Source organism: Rosenbergiella sp. YN46, assembly GCF_036620675.1.
Lineage (GTDB): Bacteria > Pseudomonadota > Gammaproteobacteria > Enterobacterales > Enterobacteriaceae > Jejubacter.
The window spans coordinates 65,573-84,204 of the sequence record NZ_JAZHEE010000017.1 but is presented as its reverse complement, the minus strand read 5'-3'; the positions used below and the strand labels follow the sequence as shown (position 1 = coordinate 84,204).

The following is an 18,632-nucleotide window of genomic DNA, read 5'->3' as shown; positions in this document are numbered from 1 at the left end:
CTTCCCTCAACGCAATATACTCAGCCCAGGTGTGCCGCTCCCCGGTTGGCTCCGGCTTCACGCTAATCCGCGATGAATCGAAAAAATGCCGGTAATTTACCGGCATTGATTCAATATGATGGCTTCAGACCGACGGAATATTGCGTCCGTAGTAGATCTCGCGCATCTCTTTCCATAACAGGTCAGTAATGGTCTGACGCTCTTCTTCGGTTAAATCTTCCGGTCTGGTGTGGAACATATAGTGCTTCAGGTCGAACTCCTTCAGCAGCATTTTGGTGTGGAAGATGTTTTCCTGGTAGACGTTGACATCAACCATGTCATACAGCGCCTTCATGTCGTCGGACATAAAGTTCTGAATCGAATTGATCTCGTGGTCGATGAAGTGCTTCATACCATTCACATCGCGGGTAAAGCCCCTTACCCGGTAGTCGACGGTGACGATATCGGATTCCAGCTGGTGGATCAGATAGTTCAACGCGCTGAGCGGGGAAATCACGCCGCAGGTTGAGACTTCGATATCGGCACGGAAGGTGCAGAGCCCGCCTTCCGGATGGCTTTCCGGATAGGTGTGCACGCAAATATGGCTCTTATCGAGGTGGGCCACGACGGCGTCCGGCAGCGGGCCGGGACGTTCGCTCGGGTCAATCAATTTGGGGTCTACGGGCTCTTCGCTCATCAGAATGGTGACGCTGGCCCCCTGCGGCTCATAATCCTGACGCGCGATATTCAAAATATTGGCGCCGATAATGGAGCAGGTTTCGGTCAGTATTTCGGTAAGACGGTTCGCGTTGTACAGCTCGTCGATGTAAGCGATATAACCGTCACGCTCTTCTGCCGTCTTAGCGTAGCAGATGTCGTAAATGCAAAAACTCAGGCTTTTGGTCAGGTTGTTAAAGCCATGCAGTTTGAGTTTTTTCAATTTGGTCCACCCCCTTAGGATGCCTGTCCGGACAGGGCATCTTGTAGATACTGCGGCAGAGCGAAAGCTGCCGAATGGATCGCCGGATTGTAGTAACGGCAGCGGATACCGGCGCTGTGGAACCGTGCCTGAATGGTGTCGGGGCGCAGATGACGCAGCGCTTCGTTGTCGGTCGCCCAGGCAAAAGTCATGATGCCGCCGTAGTAGGTCGGAATCGCGGCCTGATAGAAGCTCACATCCTTAAAGTAGTGACTGAGCTTGCGATGACTGTCGAGGGCTTCGTCCTGCTGCAGGAAGCAGACGCCATTCTGGGCCACAAAAATTCCACCTGGAGTCAGGCAGCGTTTGCACCCTTCATAGAAGGCTGAAGTGAACAGGCTCTCGCCCGGCCCGATGGGATCGGTACAGTCGGAGATGATCACATCAAAGGTCTGCGTCGTGCTGTTGACAAAGTTAACGCCATCGTCGATCACCAGGTTAAAACGCGGATCGTCATAGGCGCCTGCGCTATGGTTAGGCAGGTACTGGCGGCAGAAAGAGACCACGCCGGCGTCGATTTCCACCATGGTGATGCTTTCCAGATTGCGATGACGGCAGACTTCGCGCAGCATACCGCCGTCTCCGCCGCCGATAATCAGCACCCGTTTCGCGTGGCCGTGAGCCAGCAGCGGAACGTGAGTCAGCATTTCATGGTAGATAAATTCGTCGCGCTCGGTGGTCTGCACCACGCCGTCCAGCGCCATTACCCGGCCAAAGGCCGCATTTTCGAAGATGACCAGATCCTGATGGTCGGTCTTCTCATGGTAAAGTACATTGTCGACGCTAAAGTACTGACCAAAATGGTCATGCAGCGTTTCATGCCACAGCTTGTTATCGCTCACTGGCGGAAACCTCCTTCGTTAACTTCCCCTAAAAATGGGCGCAACATAATAGCTAACAATGATGGGGGATGCACATTATTTCAACGAAGGAGGACGGAGGATTACTTCGCCCAGGCAAGCAGGCTGAGGGAGTCGCGGGCCAGCGCTTTACATTTCTTTTGGGTGGGAACCGCAATACCGCTCAGATCGCGGTAGCTCTCTTCGCCAAGGCGCTTCATATCGTAGCTTTCGTAGTTGCTCAGATCCCACTGATTCTGGCGTGCGAAGAAAACCAGCGCGCGTCGAATCTGGACGTTAGGCAGGTGATCGTAGCCGCAGTCATTCTTCAGAAAGACAAAAACCGCCGTCAGATCGGCCATATCTTCCGCTTCGGATTCGCTAAGCGCCTGGCTGGTGGTGGAAAACCCCAGCAGGCCGCTCAACAGCACTACCCTGACAAACTTCTTCATTACGACTACCGCTTCTGGATGGATACCAGACGTTAGCATATTTTGCCAAAGCCCGACGAGTGGTTATTGCCAGGAAATGTACGTATTTTTTAGCCCGAAAGGCATTGAGCTGAGCACTGACAATAGATTGCAGAAGATTTGCTTAATCACGTATTAAGTTCTGATTATTCGATAAGGCTGATATAACGTTCGCCAGCGCTCGGGCCGAGTGCGAACTCTTTTCGTCATCGGTATCCGGCCCGGGGCGCCATCCTATTTTTTCTGTTTGTTCGCAAGCTGCCTCTTTTCGCCTGCTTCAGGTGGTTTTTGCTACGCCCCTTATGGAGAAACCATGACCCTGGATTATATCGCTCTGGGAATACTCATTGCCGTGGTGTTGATTATTTTCTACGGCATTATCGTGATACACGATATTCCCTATGAGATTGCCAAAAAGCGCAATCATCCTCATCAGGATGCCATCCACTATGCCGGATGGGTCAGCCTGTTTACCCTGCATGTTTTATGGCCGTTACTGTGGATATGGGCCACGCTGTGGCGCGAAGATCGGGGCTGGGGCATTCAGCAAATCGCCCAGGAACAGCATGATATTCAGCATCATGTGACGCAGTTGAATCATCAGATAGAGGCGTTACGTCAGGACATCGTCGCCCTTAAATCGCGGAATAACACAGGTGCGCAGGTGGAGGAACAATAATGGAAACGTTACTGCTACTGACTTATGCGGCCTTGTGTATTGCTATCTTTAAGCTATTTAAAATACCTCTTAATAAATGGACCGTACCGACTGCGGTATTAGGCGGCGTTATTCTGATTGGCGCTATTGTGCTGGTGATGAACTACAACACGCCCTATACCCGAACGGGCAGCCAGGTTTTTCGTTCGGTACCGATTGTGCCGCAGGTACGCGGGCGGGTGACGGCAGTGCCGGTGAAGCCGAATCAGCCGCTCAGGCAGGGGGATGTGCTGTTCCGTATCTAATACCAGAGTCGCGGCGCTGCTGGCTCAGTTGCGCAAAGCGCAGTTTAAGCTGGACCATACCGTAGTGCGCGCGCCATCCGATGGCTATGTCACTCAGGTGGGGCTGCGTCCGGGCGTTATGGCGACGGCGCTGGGGCTGGCGCCGGTAATGACTTTTATTCCGACCGATCCTCATCAGTCCGCAAGTTACGTCGCCGCGTTTCGTCAGAATTCGCTACAGCGTCTGAAGCCCGGCTACAAAGCGGAGTTCATCTTCCCGGCCATTCCCGGCAAGGTGTTTGCAGGCGAAGTTGAGCAAGTTTTGCCCGCCATTGGCGAAAGCCAGCTTCAGGCTCAGGGGAAACTGCTGACCACTTCGGCATTGCAGACTGACGGTCGCGCTCTGGTGAAGCTTAACGTTACCGACAAGCGTCTGGCGCATTATCATCTGCCGCAGGGGGCTTCGGTTGAGGTGGCGGTCTATTCGGAACATTTTCACCACCTGGCGATGATTCGTAAGATCCTGATTCGTATGAAAAGCTGGCAGAATTTCCTTTACCTGGATCACTAATCTCCCCGGTGATGAAAAAATTGTGCAAATAACCGGCAAAGACTTGACCCTCCCCTTGGGGGAAGGTCTATGCTCGGGGCTCCGATACCGGTTAATAAGGAACAATGGATAATGCATCGCCGCGATTTTCTGAAGTACTCCGCCGCGCTGGGCGTACTCAGTAGCTTTCCTTTGCTCAGCCGTCGTCTTTGCGCCGCAGAGCGTCCGCGGCTGCCCATCCCCACGCTACTGGAGCCTGACGCCCAGAGTACGATTCGCCTGACGGCCCAGGCCGGAAAAAGCGTTCTGGCTGGCCACCAGGCAACCACCTGGGGCTACAACGGGCCGCTGTTGGGGCCGGCGCTGCGCCTGGAACAGGGCAAAAAGGTTAACGTCGAGATTCATAACCGGCTGTCGGAAGCCACCACCGTTCACTGGCACGGACTGGAGATTCCGGGCGAGGTGGATGGCGGCCCCCAGGGCGTGATAGCCGCGGGTGGGAGCCGTCAGGTCTCCTTCACGCCGCAGCAGCGCGCCGCTACCTGCTGGTTTCACCCGCATCAGCACGGCAAAACCGGCCACCAGGTGGCGATGGGGCTGGCCGGTCTGGTACTAATTGACGATCTGGAAAGCCGCCAGTTAATGCTGCCGAAGCAGTGGGGCATCGACGATATTCCGCTGATTATCCAGGATAAGCGTTTTGGCGCTGATGGCCAGATAGACTATCAACTGGACGTGATGAGCGCCGCGGTAGGCTGGTTTGGCGATACGCTGCTGTGCAACGGCGTGAACTACCCTCAGTTCGGCGCGCTGCGCGGCTGGCTGCGGCTGCGGCTGCTGAACGGCTGTAACGCCCGTTCGCTGGAACTTGCGACCAGCGATGGCCGCCCTATGTACGTGGTGGGTAGCGATGGTGGTCTGCTGGCGGAGCCGGTGAAGGTTGAAAGCCTGCCTGTCCTGATGGGAGAGCGCTTCGAGGTGCTGGTGGAAGTGAAGGATGCCAGCCCCTTCGATATTATGGCGCTGCCGGTAAAGCAGATGGGGATGCAGGTGGCACCCTTTGATAAGCCCCAGCCGGTGGTACACATCCAGCCGGTACCGGTTCACGGCTCTGGCGCGCTGCCGGATACGCTGGTGAAAGTCCCTGAATTACCGGCGCTTGAAGGGCTTAACACCCGCTGGCTGCAGCTGATGATGGATCCCCGTCTGGATCAGATGGGTATGCAGGCGCTGATGAAAAAATATGGTCAGGGAGCCATGGCCGGTATGAACCATGGCGCGATGATGGGCCACGGCGATATGGGGCAGATGAAAGAGGGAATGGCGCACGGCGCAATGGGGCATATGGCGCATGGCAAGACGAAGCTGGATATTCATAACGCCAATAAGATCAATGGAAAAGCCTTTGATATGAATACGCCGTCGTTTAACGTGCCGCACGGCCAATACGAGCGCTGGACCATCTCCGGCGAAGGCGACATGATGCTGCATCCGTTCCATATTCACGGCACCCAGTTCCGTATTCTGTCGGAAGACGGTAAACCGCCGGCGGCGCATCGCCGCGGCTGGAAAGATACGGTACGGGTGGAAGGTAAACGCAGCGAAGTGCTGGTGCGTTTCGATCATACCGCCCCTGCTGAACACAGCTATATGGCCCATTGCCATTTGCTGGAACATGAAGACACCGGCATGATGCTGGGCTTTACCGTCTCCTGATAAAAAAAGCGGCTCCCGATGGGAGCCGCTTTGCATTATGCGTTGCGGTTATTTCGCCTCATCCGGCAGCGCGTACGCGACGATATAGTCGCCCATTTTGGTTCCGAACGAGCCGTGACCGCCTGCGGCTATCACCACATACTGCTTACCATTAACCTCATAGGTCATGGGCGTGGCCTGGCCGCCTGCGGGCAGTCGCGCCTGCCACAGTTTCTCGCCGTTGGTCATGTTATAAGCGCGCAGATAGTTATCCGCGGTAGCGGCGATAAACAGTACGTTACCGGCAGTGGAGATCGGGCCGCCCAGCATCGGCATCCCCATGTTAAAGGGAACCGGGAACGGCATCGGGAACGGCATGCTGTCACGCGGGGTTCCGATACGTTTTTTCCAGGCGATGCTGTGGGTTTTCAGATCGATCCCGGAAATGTAACCCCAGGCCGGTTGCTTACACGGCAGGCCAATGGGAGACAGGAACGGATTCAGGGTAACTCCGAAAGGCACGCCGTACTGCGGCTGAATACCAGATTCGGTGCCGGATCCTTTGGCATCCTTCGGCGGCTCCATTGGGTTGCCCGGCCCGCGCGGAATCAGCTTCGACACGAACGGCAGCGCCATCGGGTTAGCGATAGCCACCTGACGGTTCGGATCGACTGAAATGCCGCCCCATTCAAACATCCCCAGGTTGCCCGGGAATACCAGGGTGCCCTGTTCGGAAGGCGGTGTAAAGGTGCCCTCATAGCGCAGACCGTGGAAGATTACCCGGCATACCAGCTGATCGTACATGGTGGCGCCCCACATATCCGCGCCAGTCAGTTTTTTCTCCGGACGGAAGGTCAGTTCAGAGAACGGCTGAGTCGGCGACAGACGATCGCCTTTCGCCGGGCCCTGTGGAACCGGACGCTCCGGAGCGGGAACCACGGTTTTACCAGTGCGTCTGTCCAGTACGAACAGGTTGCCGGTTTTGGCCGGCGCGTAAATCACCGGAACGGTGTTGCCGTCCTTATCGGTAATGTCCGCCAGGGTCGGCTGGGAAGGCATATCCATATCCCACAGATCGTGATGCACGGTCTGATACGACCATTCCAGCTTACCGGTGGTGGCGTTAAGTGCCAGAATGGAGCTGGCGTAGCGTTCCTGTTCCGGCGTACGGTTGCCGCCCCAGATATCCGGCGTGGTCACCCCGGTCGGGATGTAGACCAGATCCAGCTTCGCATCATAGACCGACGGCGCCCAGGAGTTCGGCGAGTTCGGGGTAAAGTGATGCTCGTCGGCTGGAATCGCATTCGGATCTTTAGCGCCGGGATCGAAGACCCACAGCAGCTTGCCGGTATTAACGTCGAAGCCGCGAATCACGCCGGAAGGCTCGTGGGTCGAGAAGTTATCGGTGACTGCGCCGGCAATCACAATAACCTTGTCGGTAATAATGGGCGGTGAAGTCGGCTCGTACATGCCTGGCGTGGTGACCGGCATATTGCTTTGCAGATTCAGTTCGCCGTTATTGGCGAAGCTGGCGCAGCGTTTGCCGTTGTCAGCGTTGATGGCGAACAGACGACCATCGTTAACCGGCAGAATGATACGGCGCGGGCAGTCCGCCACCACGTCCGGCGCGGCATTGCTTGCGTTGGCCTCGTGATAAGACACGCCGCGGCAGGTCACGTGCTGGAACGAAGGATCGGTCTTCAGTTCGGGATCAAAGTGCCATTTCTCTTTCCCGGTCGCGGCATCCAGGGCGAACAGACGCTGGTGTGCGGTACACAGGAACAGGGTATTGCCCACTTTGATCGGCGTGACCTCGTTGGTTATCTCCACCGGGTCATTGTCCTGCTTCAGATCGCCGGTACGGAACACCCAGGCTTCTTTCAACTGGTGTACGTTGTCGGCGTTGATCTGCTTAAGGGGTGAATAGCGCTGGCCTTCCTGAGTACGTCCATAAGCCGGCCAGTCGCCGTCCGCAATATCGGAACTCTGCGCCGCCGCCGTGGTATCGGTCGGCAGGGTGCCGTGAATTTCCTGAGGATCGTTGAAACCGGCCCAGGTGAGAATACCGGCGCTTACCAGTAGAGTGACGATCAGTGCGGGAATCGCCGGGCGTGAATAGGTGAGGTTGCGCCAGATAAAGGGCAGCAGCAGCCAGATCCCGAAGAAGACCAGCACATCGCAGCGCGGCGTCAGCGCCCAGAAGTCGAAGCCGACTTCCCAGACGCCCCATAGCATGGTGCCGAGCAGCAGCAGGGCATACAGCCATAGTGCAGCGGCGCTGCGACGCCACAGCAACCAGGCGACCGCCAGCATGATGATGCCTGCTATCGGGTAGTACCAGGAGCCGCCGATAGCGACCAGCCAGACACCTCCTCCCAGAAGCCAGAGCCCTGTCAGCAGCGCAAACAGAGCGGATAACATCACGACCAGGCGTGGTCGGGGTTGTTGATTTTCCATAGCGATTAATTCCATTAATTTTTAATAGCAATTAATTATAGTTAGTTACACCCGTGACGGCGATCACAAAAATGCTTTTTGATGCAAAGAAGCGAAGAGGGGGGGTTTGCTGTTATACTCTGCGGTCTTTCGATTCACGCGGACGCTTTCCTGAGTGAATGACCGCGGATCAGAGCATTATCAGCATATTATTTGGTTATACAGATGAAACATAAAGTAGAAGTGATGATCCCGGAAGCGGAGATCGCGGCGCGTGTCGCAGAGCTTGGGCAGCAGATTAACGAACGCTATCGCGATAGCGGCAGCGAAATGGTGCTGGTGGGGCTGCTGCGCGGCTCCTTTATCTTTATGGCGGATCTGTGCCGGGCGGTGGAAGTGCCCCACGAAGTCGACTTTATGACCGCTTCCAGCTACGGCAGCGGCATGTCCAGCACCCGCGACGTGAAGATCATCAAGGATCTGGATGAAGACATTCGCGGTAAAGATGTGCTTATCGTGGAAGATATTATCGATTCCGGTAATACCCTGAGCCGGGTGAGCGAGATTTTGCGCCTGCGTGAGCCAAAATCACTGGCTATCTGTACGCTGCTGGACAAGCCTTCGCGCCGAGAAGTGGATGTGAAGGTCGAATTTATCGGCTTCTCGATTCCCGACGAATTTGTGGTGGGTTACGGCATTGATTATGCCCAACACTATCGCCATCTCCCCTACGTTGGCAAAGTCGTTCTGCTGGACGAGTAATAAAAAAGGGCCGCGATGCGGCCCTTGAGACTGATGACAAACCTGGGTCGAACACATTCGGCCAGAACCACCAGAAAAATAAACAAGGAAAATCAATTTATTGATTTTCGACTGATAACCACAAAGAGGGAAAAAACACGTTTTTTCCCTCTTTGTCATCAACCTTAAGGGCCGTGATGCGGCCCTTAGCTTTATTTGTGATTGTGGAGCTTCTGGCGCAGATTGCAGACGCCTTTGCGGTAGTTCTGCTCCAGCGACTCGCGACTGGTGGCGGTGACGTCCAGATCGCGCAGCAATCCGTCGTGAATGCCGTAAGCCCAGCCGTGGATGGTGACCTTCTGGTTACGCTTCCACGCTGACTGCATGATGGTAGAGTGGCCCAGGTTATAGACCTGCTCCATCACATTCAGCTCGCAGAGCGTATCCATGCGCTGGTTTTCCGGCAGCTCGCCCAGCAGGGAGCTGTGCTTGAACCAGATATCGCGAATATGCAGCAGCCAGTTGTTGATCAAGCCCAGTTCGGGGTTTTCCACCGCTGCCTGCACGCCGCCGCACCCGTAGTGGCCGCAAATAATGATATGCTCGACTTCCAGCACATCGACGGCGTACTGAACCACGGATAAACAGTTCAGGTCGGTATGGATAACCAGGTTCGCCACGTTACGGTGCACGAAGATCTCGCCCGGCTCCAGGCCGGTGAGGCGTTCTGCGGGAACGCGGCTGTCGGAACATCCGATCCATAGAAAACGGGGCTTCTGTGCTTGTGCAAGCTGAGTAAAGAAGCCGGGATCCTCTTCCACCAGCATTTTAGACCAGAGACGGTTATTGCTGATGAGACTGTCGATATCTTTCATAGAGGTTAACAACCTGTAACCAGATTAGTGCGTTGAGGTAATATAGGGCAACTCAACTTTTTTTTAAACCTGCTCGTCATATTTCAGGTTGCAGATGCGCTGGCTGCACTCGTTCACTTACTGATGTAAGCTCCCGAGGATTCACCCGTTTGCCGCGTTACAAGACCCTGGCGGGCCTCGCCCTTTCGGGGCCGTGCTGAAGCACGTTCATATCTGTCTGTGGCATATATGACCTGCAATCAGAATTATTTAGAGCAGAAGCAATAACTTAAGGCTACTACTATCTATGGCATATGCACTGGAACTGGAGCAACTGACGAAAACCTACCCCGGCGGCGTTCAGGCGCTGCGCGGCATCGATCTGCGCGTAGAAGCCGGTGATTTTTACGCACTATTGGGGCCTAACGGCGCAGGCAAATCCACCACCATCGGCATTATCAGCTCACTGGTCAATAAGAGCGCAGGCCAGGTCAGGGTCTTCGGCTACGACCTGGAGCGCGATGTGGTAAACGCCAAACGCCAGCTCGGGCTGGTACCGCAGGAATTTAACTTTAACCCCTTCGAGACGGTGCAGCAGATCGTTGTTAACCAGGCGGGCTACTACGGCGTACCGCGCCGCGAAGCGCTGGCGCGCAGCGAAAAGTACCTGACAGAGCTCGACCTGTGGGGGAAACGCAACGAACGCGCGCGCATGCTCTCTGGTGGTATGAAGCGTCGCCTGATGATCGCCAGGGCTCTGATGCATGAGCCGCGGCTGCTGATCCTGGATGAGCCTACCGCTGGCGTGGATATCGAACTGCGTCGCTCAATGTGGACTTTTCTGAAAGATCTCAACGATCAGGGCACCACCATCATATTGACCACCCACTACCTGGAAGAAGCCGAAATGCTGTGCCGCAACATCGGCATTATCCAGAGCGGCGAGCTGGTGGAGAACACCTCGATGAAAGAGCTGCTCTCCAAACTGAAATCGGAAACTTTTATTCTCGATCTGGCACCAAAAAGTCCGATCCCGAAGCTGGACGGCTACCAGTACCGACTGGTAGACACCTCGACGCTGGAGGTGGAAGTGCTGCGCGAACAGGGCATCAATAGCGTGTTCTCTCAGTTGAGCGCGCAGGGTATTCAGGTATTAAGTATGCGTAACAAAGCTAACCGGCTGGAAGAGCTGTTTGTCACGCTGGTACACGAGAAGAAAGGAGAGCCGGCATGATGCAGCTTTACTGGGTCGCCCTGAAGAGTATCTGGGCGAAAGAGATTCACCGCTTTATGCGTATCTGGGTTCAGACGCTGGTGCCGCCGGTGATCACCATGACCCTGTACTTTATTATCTTCGGTAACCTGATAGGCTCGCGCATTGGCGAGATGCACGGCTTTAGCTATATGCAGTTTATCGTCCCGGGGCTTATCATGATGGCGGTTATCACCAACGCCTACGCCAACGTGGCTTCCTCTTTCTTCGGTTCTAAATTTCAGCGCAATATTGAGGAGCTGCTGGTAGCGCCGGTGCCCACCCACGTGATTATCGCCGGCTATGTCGGCGGCGGCGTGGCGCGCGGCCTGTGCGTCGGAATTCTGGTGACGGCGATTTCGTTGTTCTTTGTGCCATTTCACGTACATTCGTGGCTGTTCGTGGCGCTGACGCTGCTGCTGACCGCGATTCTGTTTTCGCTGGCGGGGCTGCTCAACGCGATATTCGCCACTACCTTCGACGATATCAGCCTGATTCCGACCTTCGTACTGACCCCGCTGACCTATCTGGGCGGCGTGTTCTATTCGCTGACGCTGCTGCCGCCCTTCTGGCAGGCGCTGTCGAAGCTGAACCCCATCGTCTATATGATTAGCGGATTCCGTTACGGATTCCTGGGCGTGAGCGACGTCCAGCTACCGTTGACCGTTGGCGTGCTGTTTATTTTTATTGCCGTCTTTTATCTGCTGTGCTGGCGTCTGATTCAGCGCGGACGCGGTTTGCGCAGCTGATTAGCACCGATAAAAAACCTGAACGCCATCCGGCGTTCAGGTTTTTTTTACGCTATACGTGGGAATCAGGCGACCTGAACCGGTACGGCCTTCGCAATACGCTTCATTTCGTTATCGCCGTCGAAGTAGGCGACTTTCGGCTGCCAGCTACGGGCTTCTTCATCCGGCATGGTGACATAGCTTGCGATAATCATGATATCGCCGACGCTGGCGCAGTGGGCCGCAGCGCCGTTCACCGAGATGATGCGCGAACCGCGTTCGGCGGCGATGGCATAGGTTGAGAAACGCTTGCCGTTGGTGACGTTATAGATGTCGATAGCTTCATATTCCAGAATGCCTGCCGCGTCGAGGAAATCCTGGTCAATGGCGCAGGAGCCTTCATAGTGCAGATCGGCCTGCGTCACTTTGACGCGGTGGAGTTTGCCCTGCAGCATAGTACGAATCATAGCGTTGAACCCTGGTCATTTAGTCATACGGAACAGGGGCCAGGCGGGCCTGGTCCCGGGAAGAGGGGCAGTATTACCCCATCAGGCGCCTGCTGTCTACTCGGTAAGCGCCACCTGCATATTATCAATCAGGCGCGCTTCGCCAAGCCAGGCGGCCATCAGAATCACGGCACGCTGGCTTTCCGGCGTCAGGGCCTGCAGGCTGTCGGCATCGCGAATTTGCAGATCGTCGGCGCGCAAGCCTTTGTCATTCAGCGTCTGGGCGGCAATGGCGAGGATCTCTTCGCAGTCGCGCTCGCCAGCGCTAAGTTTGCCGGCTATCTCCTGCATCACCTGATGCAGCCCAGGGGCGATTTTACGCTGTGCGGCGCTGAGATAGCCGTTACGGGAACTCAGCGCCAGACCATCTTTCGCGCGCACCGTGGGAACGCCGACGATATCGATATCGTAGCCCATGTCCTCCACCATTTTGCGGATAAGCGCCAGTTGCTGGAAGTCTTTTTCGCCGAAACAGGCAACGTCCGGCTGCACCAGATTGAACAGTTTGCTGACCACGGTCGCCACGCCGCGGAAGTGGCCGGGGCGGCTGGCGCCCTCCAGGATGGTGGAAAGCTCCGGCACCTCGACAAAGGTCTGGCCTTCCATGCCTTTGGGGTAGACTTCCTGGGGAGTGGGGGCGAACACCACATCGACGCGGCGCTTGTTGAGCTTTTCGCTATCCTGCTGCAGCGTGCGTGGATAGCGCGCAAGGTCATCAGGTCTGTCGAACTGCATCGGATTGACGAAAATACTGACCACCACTACGTCGGCGCGCTCGCGGGCTTCGTCGACCAGCTTCATATGGCCATCGTGCAGGTTGCCCATGGTGGGAACCAGTGCAATCCGCTTCCCTTCCTTCCGCCAGCGGCGAATCTGCTGACGCAGTAGCGGCAAGGTTTCAACAATAAGCACGGCTATTCACTCCTGTCATTCAAAACTGTGTTCGGCGCCCGGGTAAGCGCCGGACTCAACTTCAGCGATATACTGGCGCACGGCTGCGCGAATATCGCCGGTTTGTGCAAGAAAGTTTTTAGCAAATTTCGGGGTATGGCCGCCGGTGATACCAAAGGCGTCGTGCATTACCAGGATCTGGCCGTCGGTGCCGTTACCGGCGCCGATACCTATCACCGGAATGGAAAGGGCGTCGGTAATGCGTTTGGCCAGCGCTTTAGGCACGCACTCCAGCACCAGCAGTTGTGCGCCTGCGGCTTCCAGCGCCCGGGCGTCTTCCAGCAGCGTTTGAGCTGCCGCGTCGCTGCGGCCCTGGACTTTATATCCGCCGAAGATGTTAACCGATTGCGGCGTCAGGCCAAGATGGCCGCAGACCGGCACGGCGCGCTCGCTCAACAGGCGTACGGTTTCCGCCAGCCACTGGCCGCCTTCAATCTTGACCATATTGGCACCCGCGCGCATGACTTCGGCGGCGTTATCAAACGCCTGCTCGGGCGTGGCGTAGGCCATAAACGGCAGGTCAGCGAGCAGCAGGCTACCGGGCGCGCCGCGCCGTACCGCTCGGGTGCACCAGGCGATATCTTCAACGGTAACAGGCAGCGTGGAGTCGTAACCCTGAACGGTCATCCCCAGAGAGTCGCCCACCAGCATCACGCCAATACCTTCATCGGCGAAGAGTCTGGCAAAGCTGTAATCGTAGGCGGTAATGCTGGCGAACTTCTTGTTTTGCTCTTTGAGCTGGCGTAGGTGGGTGATGGTTGTCGCTTTCATAATATCCCCCGTGACAAAACGATAGCGCATTCTGGAAGATCCAGGGGAAGAATGCCAGATGTTTGATTTTATTCCGTATTCAATACAAATGCCGGATAATATGTCTGATTTAAGCGCGCGTTAATAAAATTATATCTGGTATGTTACCACGGCACTGGCGGCTCGTCGGGCAGCCTCGTCAGGCAGTCGCGCAGGCTTTCGCCGTCGGGAAACACCAGTTCCGGTGCGATTTCAAACAGCGGCCACAGCATAAACATGCGATTTTTCATGTCGTAGTGAGGAACCGTCAGACGCGGAGTCGCGAGGGTTCTTGCGCCAAACAGCATGATGTCGAGATCCAGCGTTCTCGGCCCCCAGCGCTCCGCTTTGCGGGTACGCCCCTGCTCCAGTTCGATCCGCTGGGTGTGGTCGAGCAGCGCTTCGGGCTCAAGCCCGGTTTCCAGCGCCACGGCGGCGTTGAGGTAGTCGGGCTGATCCTGAGGGCCAAGAGGCGGCGTGCGGTAAAACGCAGAGAGCGCCACGCGCCGGGTTTGGGGAATGTCGTCCATGGCCTCTAGCGCGGCGCGAGCCTGCGCCAGCGGAGAAGCCAGATTACTGCCGATGGCGATGTAGCACAGGGTCACGACCTCTCCTCGCGCCGGGGAGCGCGGCGGCGCGGACGACGATGGCGTTTGCGACCGCCGGGTTCGTCGCCAAGCTGGCTGACCATATTTTTCTGCTGCGGCGGCGGAGCAACCTGGAACTCGCCCCACCACTGCGTCAGGCGCTGCAGCTCGCTGTTGTTTTCGGCAACGGCGCGCTGTTCCAGCAGATCGTAGGCGGCGCGGAATTTGGGGTGTTCCATCAGACGCCAGGCGCGTTTGCCCTGGCGTCGGGACAGACGCAGCTGGAGCTGCCAGATATCGCGGATAAGCGAAGTGATGCGCTTTGGAATGGCGATGGAACGGCAGGCTTCGTCCAGCACTTCGTTCATGGCCAGGGCAAAGGCATCGTACCAGGCAAGCCCTCCTTCCTGTGCGAGCTTCTGAGCCATTTCCAGCTGCGGATACCACAGCATGGCGGCGAACAGGAAGGCCGGATTGACGCGCTTGCCATTCAGAATACGGTTATCCGTGTTTTTCAGCACCTGGGCGATAATACGCTCCATGGGGCTGTCGCCGTTTTCGGTAAAATAGCGGGTGATACTGGGGAACAGCGGCTGGAATAGCTGATATTCGCGCAGCAGGCGATAAGTTTCGTAGCCGTAACCCGCCTGCAGCAGCTTGAGCGACTCCTCAAACAGACGGGCTGCGGGCACGTCGTTGAGCAGATTGGCCAGACGGGGAATCGGTTCGCCGGTTTCCGGGCTGATGGTCATGCCGAGTTTGGCGGCAAAGCGCACCGCGCGCAGCATTCGCACCGGATCTTCGCGATAGCGGGTTTCGGGGGAGCCAATCAGGCGAATGCGGCCTTCCTGCAGATCGCGCAGCCCACCCACGTAATCGCGTACCGTAAAGTCGGCCGCGCTGTAATAAAGGCTGTTAATAGTGAAGTCGCGGCGCTGGGCATCTTCTTCAATGGAGCCGAAGATATTATCGCGTAGCAGCATTCCGTTTTGTCCACGCTGCGAAAGCTGGCGGTCGGTTTGTGCTTCATGATGGCCGCGGAAAGTGGCGACTTCGATAATTTCCGGCCCGAACATCACGTGAGCCAGACGGAAACGGCGCCCTACCAGGCGGCAGTTGCGAAATAGCTTACGAACCTGCTCCGGTGTGGCATTGGTCGTAATGTCAAAATCTTTTGGCTTCTTCCCCAGCAGCAGATCGCGGACGCCGCCGCCAACCAGCCAGGCTTCATATCCCGCTTTGTTGAGACGGTAGAGCACCTTGAGGGCATTTTCACTGATGTCTTTGCGGGAAATGGTGTGCCGATCGCGGGGGATCACCGTCAGAGCGGGCTGTGCGGAGTGCGCCTGCTGGGCGCTGTCTTCGCGGTTCAGCACTTTACGGCAAAAATTAGCGACTCGAGTAAAAATGGTACACCTCGGTTGTGTCAATCATCAGGGGACAAAAAAAACAGCGGCTAATCATAGCTCAGTGCGACGCATTTGAGAATGGCGGATTCGCGGTGTTTCTGGCAATATCGCCGCCAGCGACCAGTTGTCCGCAGCGTAAGCCAGTAGCGCATCCCGCTGCATATCGCGCCAGTCGGGGGGCGGAGCCTGGTTAAGAAATCTCAGCGCTTCTACCAGCACGGGGCGTGGATCGCTCCAGGGCAACGCAGGAGCGTGGTTCTGCTTCGACAGTTTATCGCCGCGTTCGTTAAGGGCCAGCGGCAGGTGGATGTAGTCCGGGGCTGACCAGCCGAAGGTGTGATACAGCGCTATCTGGCGCACGGTGGGGGCTATCAGGTCGGCGCCGCGCACGATTTCGGTGACGCCCTGAAAATGGTCATCCACCACCACCGCCAGATTATAGGCAAACAGGCCGTCGCGGCGGTGGATGATGAAATCTTCCTGGGCCAGTGCCTGGTCAGCTTCCAGACGGCCACGCAGGCGATCGGTGAAGTGATAAATCGGGTGGCGCTGCCACAAGCGCACGGCGGCGTTTTCCGGCCCCAGCCCCTGTGTTCGGCAATGGCCATCGTAAATCCCGCCTGTCTCATGGATGCGGCGTCGGGTACAGGTGCAGTAGTAGCAGAGTCCCTGGTCATGGAGCCAGGCCAGGGCGGCACGGTAGGCGTTATGACGTTGCGACTGCCAAAGCACCTCGCCATCCCAGCTTAGTCCGTAATGTTCGAGCTGACGCAGAATGGTGTCGCCGGCGCCGGGTAGCTCCCGGGGAGGATCGATATCTTCAATACGTACCAGCCATTTGCCCTGCATGGCGCGGGCCTGAAGCCAACTGCCCAGCGCGGCGATAAGCGATCCAAAATGCAGTTCACCGGAAGGAGAGGGGGCGAAACGCCCAATGTAGTTTTGTCGCGACATGAATTCTAAGGCGGGGGGATTACCCCCACCCCGGGAAAGTTTGTGGTTACCGCGGGCTGTCAGCCAGCCATCTGTTTTTCGCGGATTTCAGCCAGTGTCTTACAGTCGATGCATAGATCGGCGGTCGGACGTGCTTCCAGACGACGAATGCCGATTTCAACACCACAGGATTCGCAGTAGCCGAAGTCTTCGTCTTCCACTTTTTTGAGCGTTTTTTCGATCTTTTTGATCAGTTTACGCTCGCGGTCACGGTTACGCAGTTCAAGGCTGAACTCTTCTTCCTGAGCGGCTCGATCTACCGGATCGGGGAAGTTGGCAGCTTCGTCCTGCATGTGAGTTACGGTACGATCGACTTCATCCCTGAGCTGATTACGCCATGATTCCAGAATCCGCTTGAAGTGCGCCAGTTGGGCGTCATTCATATACTCTTCGCCCGGCTTCTCCTGATATGGCTCCACCCCAGCGATGGCGAGAATACTCAGGGACGATGTCTTACGGTTTTGCCCTTGTTGCATGTTGCTTCTCCTTAACACGCACTATCGGTCCCCATGACGGGGGAAAATCAGGCCGCTATAAATAACAGAAGCGTTTCCGGATGGCAATTGTATTAAATCCGCCTCTTGACAACCTTGTGAAGGAAAGCGTATTTAGCCTGCGCCCCCGATCATAAATCAGACAACCCTAAGGAATGAAGGGAACCGGCGCGTTAAGCTGCAGCGCGGTGCGGGTCAGACTGGCTTTCCAGGCCAGTACCTCCACTCCCCGGGCGATGGCTTCGTCAAGAAGCTGCCCGTATTTCACATCGATGTGCCGTGCCGGTGAGACACTGTCGATGGCTGAATGCAGCACCGCAAACAGCAGTACAGCTCGCTCACCCCCCTGTGCCACGCTAATCAGCTCCCGCAGATGTTTCTGCCCGCGTTCAGTGACTGCGTCGGGAAACCAGCCTCGATTCGCCTCGGCTAACGTGACTGATTTTACTTCAATATAGCAGTTAACCCGGTCGTCCGCCTGGAGCATAAAATCGATGCGGCTACGTTCGGCCCCGTACCTGACTTCACTGTGTAATTGGGTATAACCGTCCAGCCCTAAAATCAGATTATTACACAGCGCTTCCTTTACTACCGCGTTGGCGCGCAGCGTATTTACGCAGATAGTCGCGCCCTGGGCGGTTTCGGTCAGTTCCCAGGTGTGGGGATACTTGCGGGCTGCATTGGTGGAGGTGGAATACCAGACCGTATCGCCTGGCGTGGCGCAGCCGGTCATGGCGCCGGTATTGGGGCAGTGCAGCGTCAGTTCTTCTCCCGATGGGGTAATGACATCGGCCAGAAAGCGTTTGTAGCGTCGCACCAGGGTAGCGGGCTGCAGCGGCGGGGTGAATTCCATACTCTTCCTTATTGGATTAGCGACCAGCGCTCAAGCGCCCGATAGCGGGTGCGGCCCTGTTCGAACAGTGATTCATAGAGCGCGAAGGTTTCCACCTCCCAGCGCCAGCTGAAGCCTGGCGCGGGCAGTTTGACCTGCGACTGCGCGTGGCGCCAGAGCGTCACATGGGGGTGAAACGGGCGCGTTCCCTGGGGGCTGCCGCTGCGCTCGGCCTGAGCGCGCAGCACAGAGGCGAGCTGTAACAATCCGCGAGGAGCGCGCCGCGTTCCCAGCCATACCACCCGGGAGCGCGGCCAGTGCCCGGCGTCATCCAGCGTGAGGGCAAAGCCGGGCTGGCGGATTCGTCCGGCCAGAGTGGCCAGCGTCTGCTGTTTCTGGCTGCCTACCTCCCCCAGAAAGGCCAGCGTAATATGCAGGTTGGCCGCCGCCACCGGGCGCCCGGTCTGCTGGGGGAACTGCTGAGCACGCCAGTGCAGTATCTGTTGCTGGATGGCGGCGGGGATCTCCAGGGCGAAAAACAGGCGACGCGTGGCGGACATGGCACTCTCGAGGTCAAAGGTTTGGCAGGATGCTACAATGCCGCCA

General features: G+C 56.8%; 19 protein-coding genes and 1 pseudogene. 6 read left to right on the top strand and 14 right to left on the bottom strand.

Annotated features, from left to right (window positions below):
* Positions 1–124: 124 nt before the first annotated feature.
* The 3 genes from speD to V3W49_RS13595 form a co-directional block, all read right to left on the bottom strand.
* Entirely contained in the window at positions 125–919 is a 795-nt protein-coding gene (gene speD, locus V3W49_RS13605) for an adenosylmethionine decarboxylase (RefSeq protein ID WP_500146162.1), read from the bottom strand.
* A gap of 14 nt (positions 920–933) precedes the next feature.
* The gene (gene speE, locus V3W49_RS13600) at positions 934–1,800 is read right to left on the bottom strand and encodes a polyamine aminopropyltransferase (protein ID WP_500146160.1); all 867 of its coding nucleotides are present in this window, start codon (positions 1,798–1,800) and stop codon (positions 934–936) included.
* Positions 1,801–1,901: 101 nt separating this feature from the next.
* Positions 1,902–2,249, bottom strand: coding sequence for a YacC family pilotin-like protein (locus V3W49_RS13595; RefSeq protein WP_500146159.1), 348 nt, complete (start codon positions 2,247–2,249; stop codon positions 1,902–1,904).
* 331 nt (positions 2,250–2,580) lie between these two features.
* On the opposite strand from V3W49_RS13595, the gene V3W49_RS13590 reads away from it, so the two are divergent.
* The 3 genes and pseudogenes from V3W49_RS13590 (at position 2,581) to cueO (ending at position 5,475) form a co-directional block, all read left to right on the top strand.
* Positions 2,581–2,946: a DUF3302 domain-containing protein gene (locus V3W49_RS13590; protein ID WP_500146158.1), complete on the top strand. Its 366-nt coding sequence runs from the start codon at positions 2,581–2,583 to the stop codon at positions 2,944–2,946.
* Positions 2,946–3,780, top strand: a pseudogene (locus V3W49_RS13585) (HlyD family secretion protein). Before V3W49_RS13590 ends, V3W49_RS13585 begins: the two are co-directional and overlap by 1 nt.
* 111 nt (positions 3,781–3,891) lie before the next feature.
* Complete coding sequence (gene cueO / locus V3W49_RS13580; protein ID WP_500146157.1) at positions 3,892–5,475, top strand: multicopper oxidase CueO; 1,584 nt, start codon at positions 3,892–3,894, stop codon at positions 5,473–5,475.
* Between the two features lie 48 nt (positions 5,476–5,523).
* On the opposite strand, the gene V3W49_RS13575 is transcribed toward cueO, so the two are convergent.
* Positions 5,524–7,911 carry a glucose/quinate/shikimate family membrane-bound PQQ-dependent dehydrogenase gene (locus V3W49_RS13575; protein ID WP_500146156.1) on the bottom strand — a complete coding sequence of 796 codons (2,388 nt, stop codon included), beginning with the start codon at positions 7,909–7,911 and terminating at the stop codon, positions 5,524–5,526.
* Positions 7,912–8,115: 204 nt separating this feature from the next.
* On the opposite strand from V3W49_RS13575, the gene hpt reads away from it, so the two are divergent.
* Positions 8,116–8,652, top strand: a complete 537-nt coding sequence (hpt, locus tag V3W49_RS13570; RefSeq protein ID WP_500146155.1) for a hypoxanthine phosphoribosyltransferase — start codon at positions 8,116–8,118, stop codon at positions 8,650–8,652.
* A gap of 191 nt (positions 8,653–8,843) precedes the next feature.
* On the opposite strand, the gene can is transcribed toward hpt, so the two are convergent.
* Positions 8,844–9,506, bottom strand: a complete 663-nt coding sequence (gene can / locus V3W49_RS13565; RefSeq protein WP_500146154.1) for a carbonate dehydratase — start codon at positions 9,504–9,506, stop codon at positions 8,844–8,846.
* A 286-nt stretch (positions 9,507–9,792) separates the two neighbouring features.
* On the opposite strand from can, the gene V3W49_RS13560 reads away from it, so the two are divergent.
* Positions 9,793–10,719: an ABC transporter ATP-binding protein gene (locus tag V3W49_RS13560; RefSeq protein WP_500146153.1), complete on the top strand. Its 927-nt coding sequence runs from the start codon at positions 9,793–9,795 to the stop codon at positions 10,717–10,719.
* Positions 10,716–11,486, top strand: coding sequence for an ABC transporter permease (locus V3W49_RS13555; protein WP_500146152.1), 771 nt, complete (start codon positions 10,716–10,718; stop codon positions 11,484–11,486). Before V3W49_RS13560 ends, V3W49_RS13555 begins: the two co-directional genes overlap by 4 nt.
* A 65-nt stretch (positions 11,487–11,551) precedes the next feature.
* Here V3W49_RS13555 and panD read toward each other — a convergent pair whose 3' ends face one another.
* The 9 genes from panD to thpR form a co-directional block, all read right to left on the bottom strand.
* On the bottom strand, positions 11,552–11,932 hold the full coding sequence (gene panD, locus V3W49_RS13550; protein ID WP_138095807.1) for an aspartate 1-decarboxylase: 381 nt from the start codon (positions 11,930–11,932) through the stop codon (positions 11,552–11,554).
* Positions 11,933–12,028: 96 nt separating this feature from the next.
* Complete coding sequence (gene panC / locus V3W49_RS13545; RefSeq protein WP_500146151.1) at positions 12,029–12,883, bottom strand: pantoate--beta-alanine ligase; 855 nt, start codon at positions 12,881–12,883, stop codon at positions 12,029–12,031.
* 15 nt (positions 12,884–12,898) lie between these two features.
* Positions 12,899–13,693 (bottom strand): 3-methyl-2-oxobutanoate hydroxymethyltransferase, encoded by a 795-nt coding sequence (gene panB, locus V3W49_RS13540; protein WP_500146149.1) that lies wholly within the window; start codon positions 13,691–13,693, stop codon positions 12,899–12,901.
* Between the two features lie 143 nt (positions 13,694–13,836).
* Entirely contained in the window at positions 13,837–14,316 is a 480-nt protein-coding gene (folK, locus tag V3W49_RS13535) for a 2-amino-4-hydroxy-6-hydroxymethyldihydropteridine diphosphokinase (RefSeq protein ID WP_500146147.1), read from the bottom strand.
* Positions 14,313–15,707, bottom strand: a complete 1,395-nt coding sequence (gene pcnB / locus V3W49_RS13530) for a polynucleotide adenylyltransferase PcnB (protein ID WP_500146164.1) — start codon at positions 15,705–15,707, stop codon at positions 14,313–14,315. Before pcnB ends, folK begins: the two co-directional genes overlap by 4 nt.
* Before the next feature lie 51 nt (positions 15,708–15,758).
* Entirely contained in the window at positions 15,759–16,661 is a 903-nt protein-coding gene (gluQRS, locus tag V3W49_RS13525) for a tRNA glutamyl-Q(34) synthetase GluQRS (protein ID WP_500146146.1), read from the bottom strand.
* 59 nt (positions 16,662–16,720) lie between these two features.
* Entirely contained in the window at positions 16,721–17,176 is a 456-nt protein-coding gene (dksA, locus tag V3W49_RS13520; protein ID WP_500146145.1) for an RNA polymerase-binding protein DksA, read from the bottom strand.
* Positions 17,177–17,342: 166 nt separating this feature from the next.
* Entirely contained in the window at positions 17,343–18,047 is a 705-nt protein-coding gene (sfsA, locus tag V3W49_RS13515; protein ID WP_500146144.1) for a DNA/RNA nuclease SfsA, read from the bottom strand.
* An 8-nt stretch (positions 18,048–18,055) separates the two neighbouring features.
* Positions 18,056–18,586, bottom strand: coding sequence for an RNA 2',3'-cyclic phosphodiesterase (thpR, locus tag V3W49_RS13510; protein WP_500146142.1), 531 nt, complete (start codon positions 18,584–18,586; stop codon positions 18,056–18,058).
* Between the last annotated feature and the right edge of the window lie 46 nt (positions 18,587–18,632).

What these genes read in the sequence shown, in the direction of transcription:
- gluQRS (WP_500146146.1), bottom strand. Translation starts at nt 16,661, where the DNA reads ATGTCGCGACAAAACTACATTGGGCGTTTCGCCCCCTCTCCTTCCGGT.
- V3W49_RS13595 (WP_500146159.1), bottom strand. Translation starts at nt 2,249, where the DNA reads ATGAAGAAGTTTGTCAGGGTAGTGCTGTTGAGCGGCCTGCTGGGGTTT.
- V3W49_RS13560 (WP_500146153.1), top strand. Translation starts at nt 9,793, where the DNA reads ATGGCATATGCACTGGAACTGGAGCAACTGACGAAAACCTACCCCGGC.
- cueO (WP_500146157.1), top strand. Translation starts at nt 3,892, where the DNA reads ATGCATCGCCGCGATTTTCTGAAGTACTCCGCCGCGCTGGGCGTACTC.
- V3W49_RS13555 (WP_500146152.1), top strand. Translation starts at nt 10,716, where the DNA reads ATGATGCAGCTTTACTGGGTCGCCCTGAAGAGTATCTGGGCGAAAGAG.
- sfsA (WP_500146144.1), bottom strand. Translation starts at nt 18,047, where the DNA reads ATGGAATTCACCCCGCCGCTGCAGCCCGCTACCCTGGTGCGACGCTAC.
- thpR (WP_500146142.1), bottom strand. Translation starts at nt 18,586, where the DNA reads ATGTCCGCCACGCGTCGCCTGTTTTTCGCCCTGGAGATCCCCGCCGCC.
- V3W49_RS13575 (WP_500146156.1), bottom strand. Translation starts at nt 7,911, where the DNA reads ATGGAAAATCAACAACCCCGACCACGCCTGGTCGTGATGTTATCCGCT.
- V3W49_RS13590 (WP_500146158.1), top strand. Translation starts at nt 2,581, where the DNA reads ATGACCCTGGATTATATCGCTCTGGGAATACTCATTGCCGTGGTGTTG.
- dksA (WP_500146145.1), bottom strand. Translation starts at nt 17,176, where the DNA reads ATGCAACAAGGGCAAAACCGTAAGACATCGTCCCTGAGTATTCTCGCC.
- can (WP_500146154.1), bottom strand. Translation starts at nt 9,506, where the DNA reads ATGAAAGATATCGACAGTCTCATCAGCAATAACCGTCTCTGGTCTAAA.
- panB (WP_500146149.1), bottom strand. Translation starts at nt 13,693, where the DNA reads ATGAAAGCGACAACCATCACCCACCTACGCCAGCTCAAAGAGCAAAAC.
- panD (WP_138095807.1), bottom strand. Translation starts at nt 11,932, where the DNA reads ATGATTCGTACTATGCTGCAGGGCAAACTCCACCGCGTCAAAGTGACG.
- hpt (WP_500146155.1), top strand. Translation starts at nt 8,116, where the DNA reads ATGAAACATAAAGTAGAAGTGATGATCCCGGAAGCGGAGATCGCGGCG.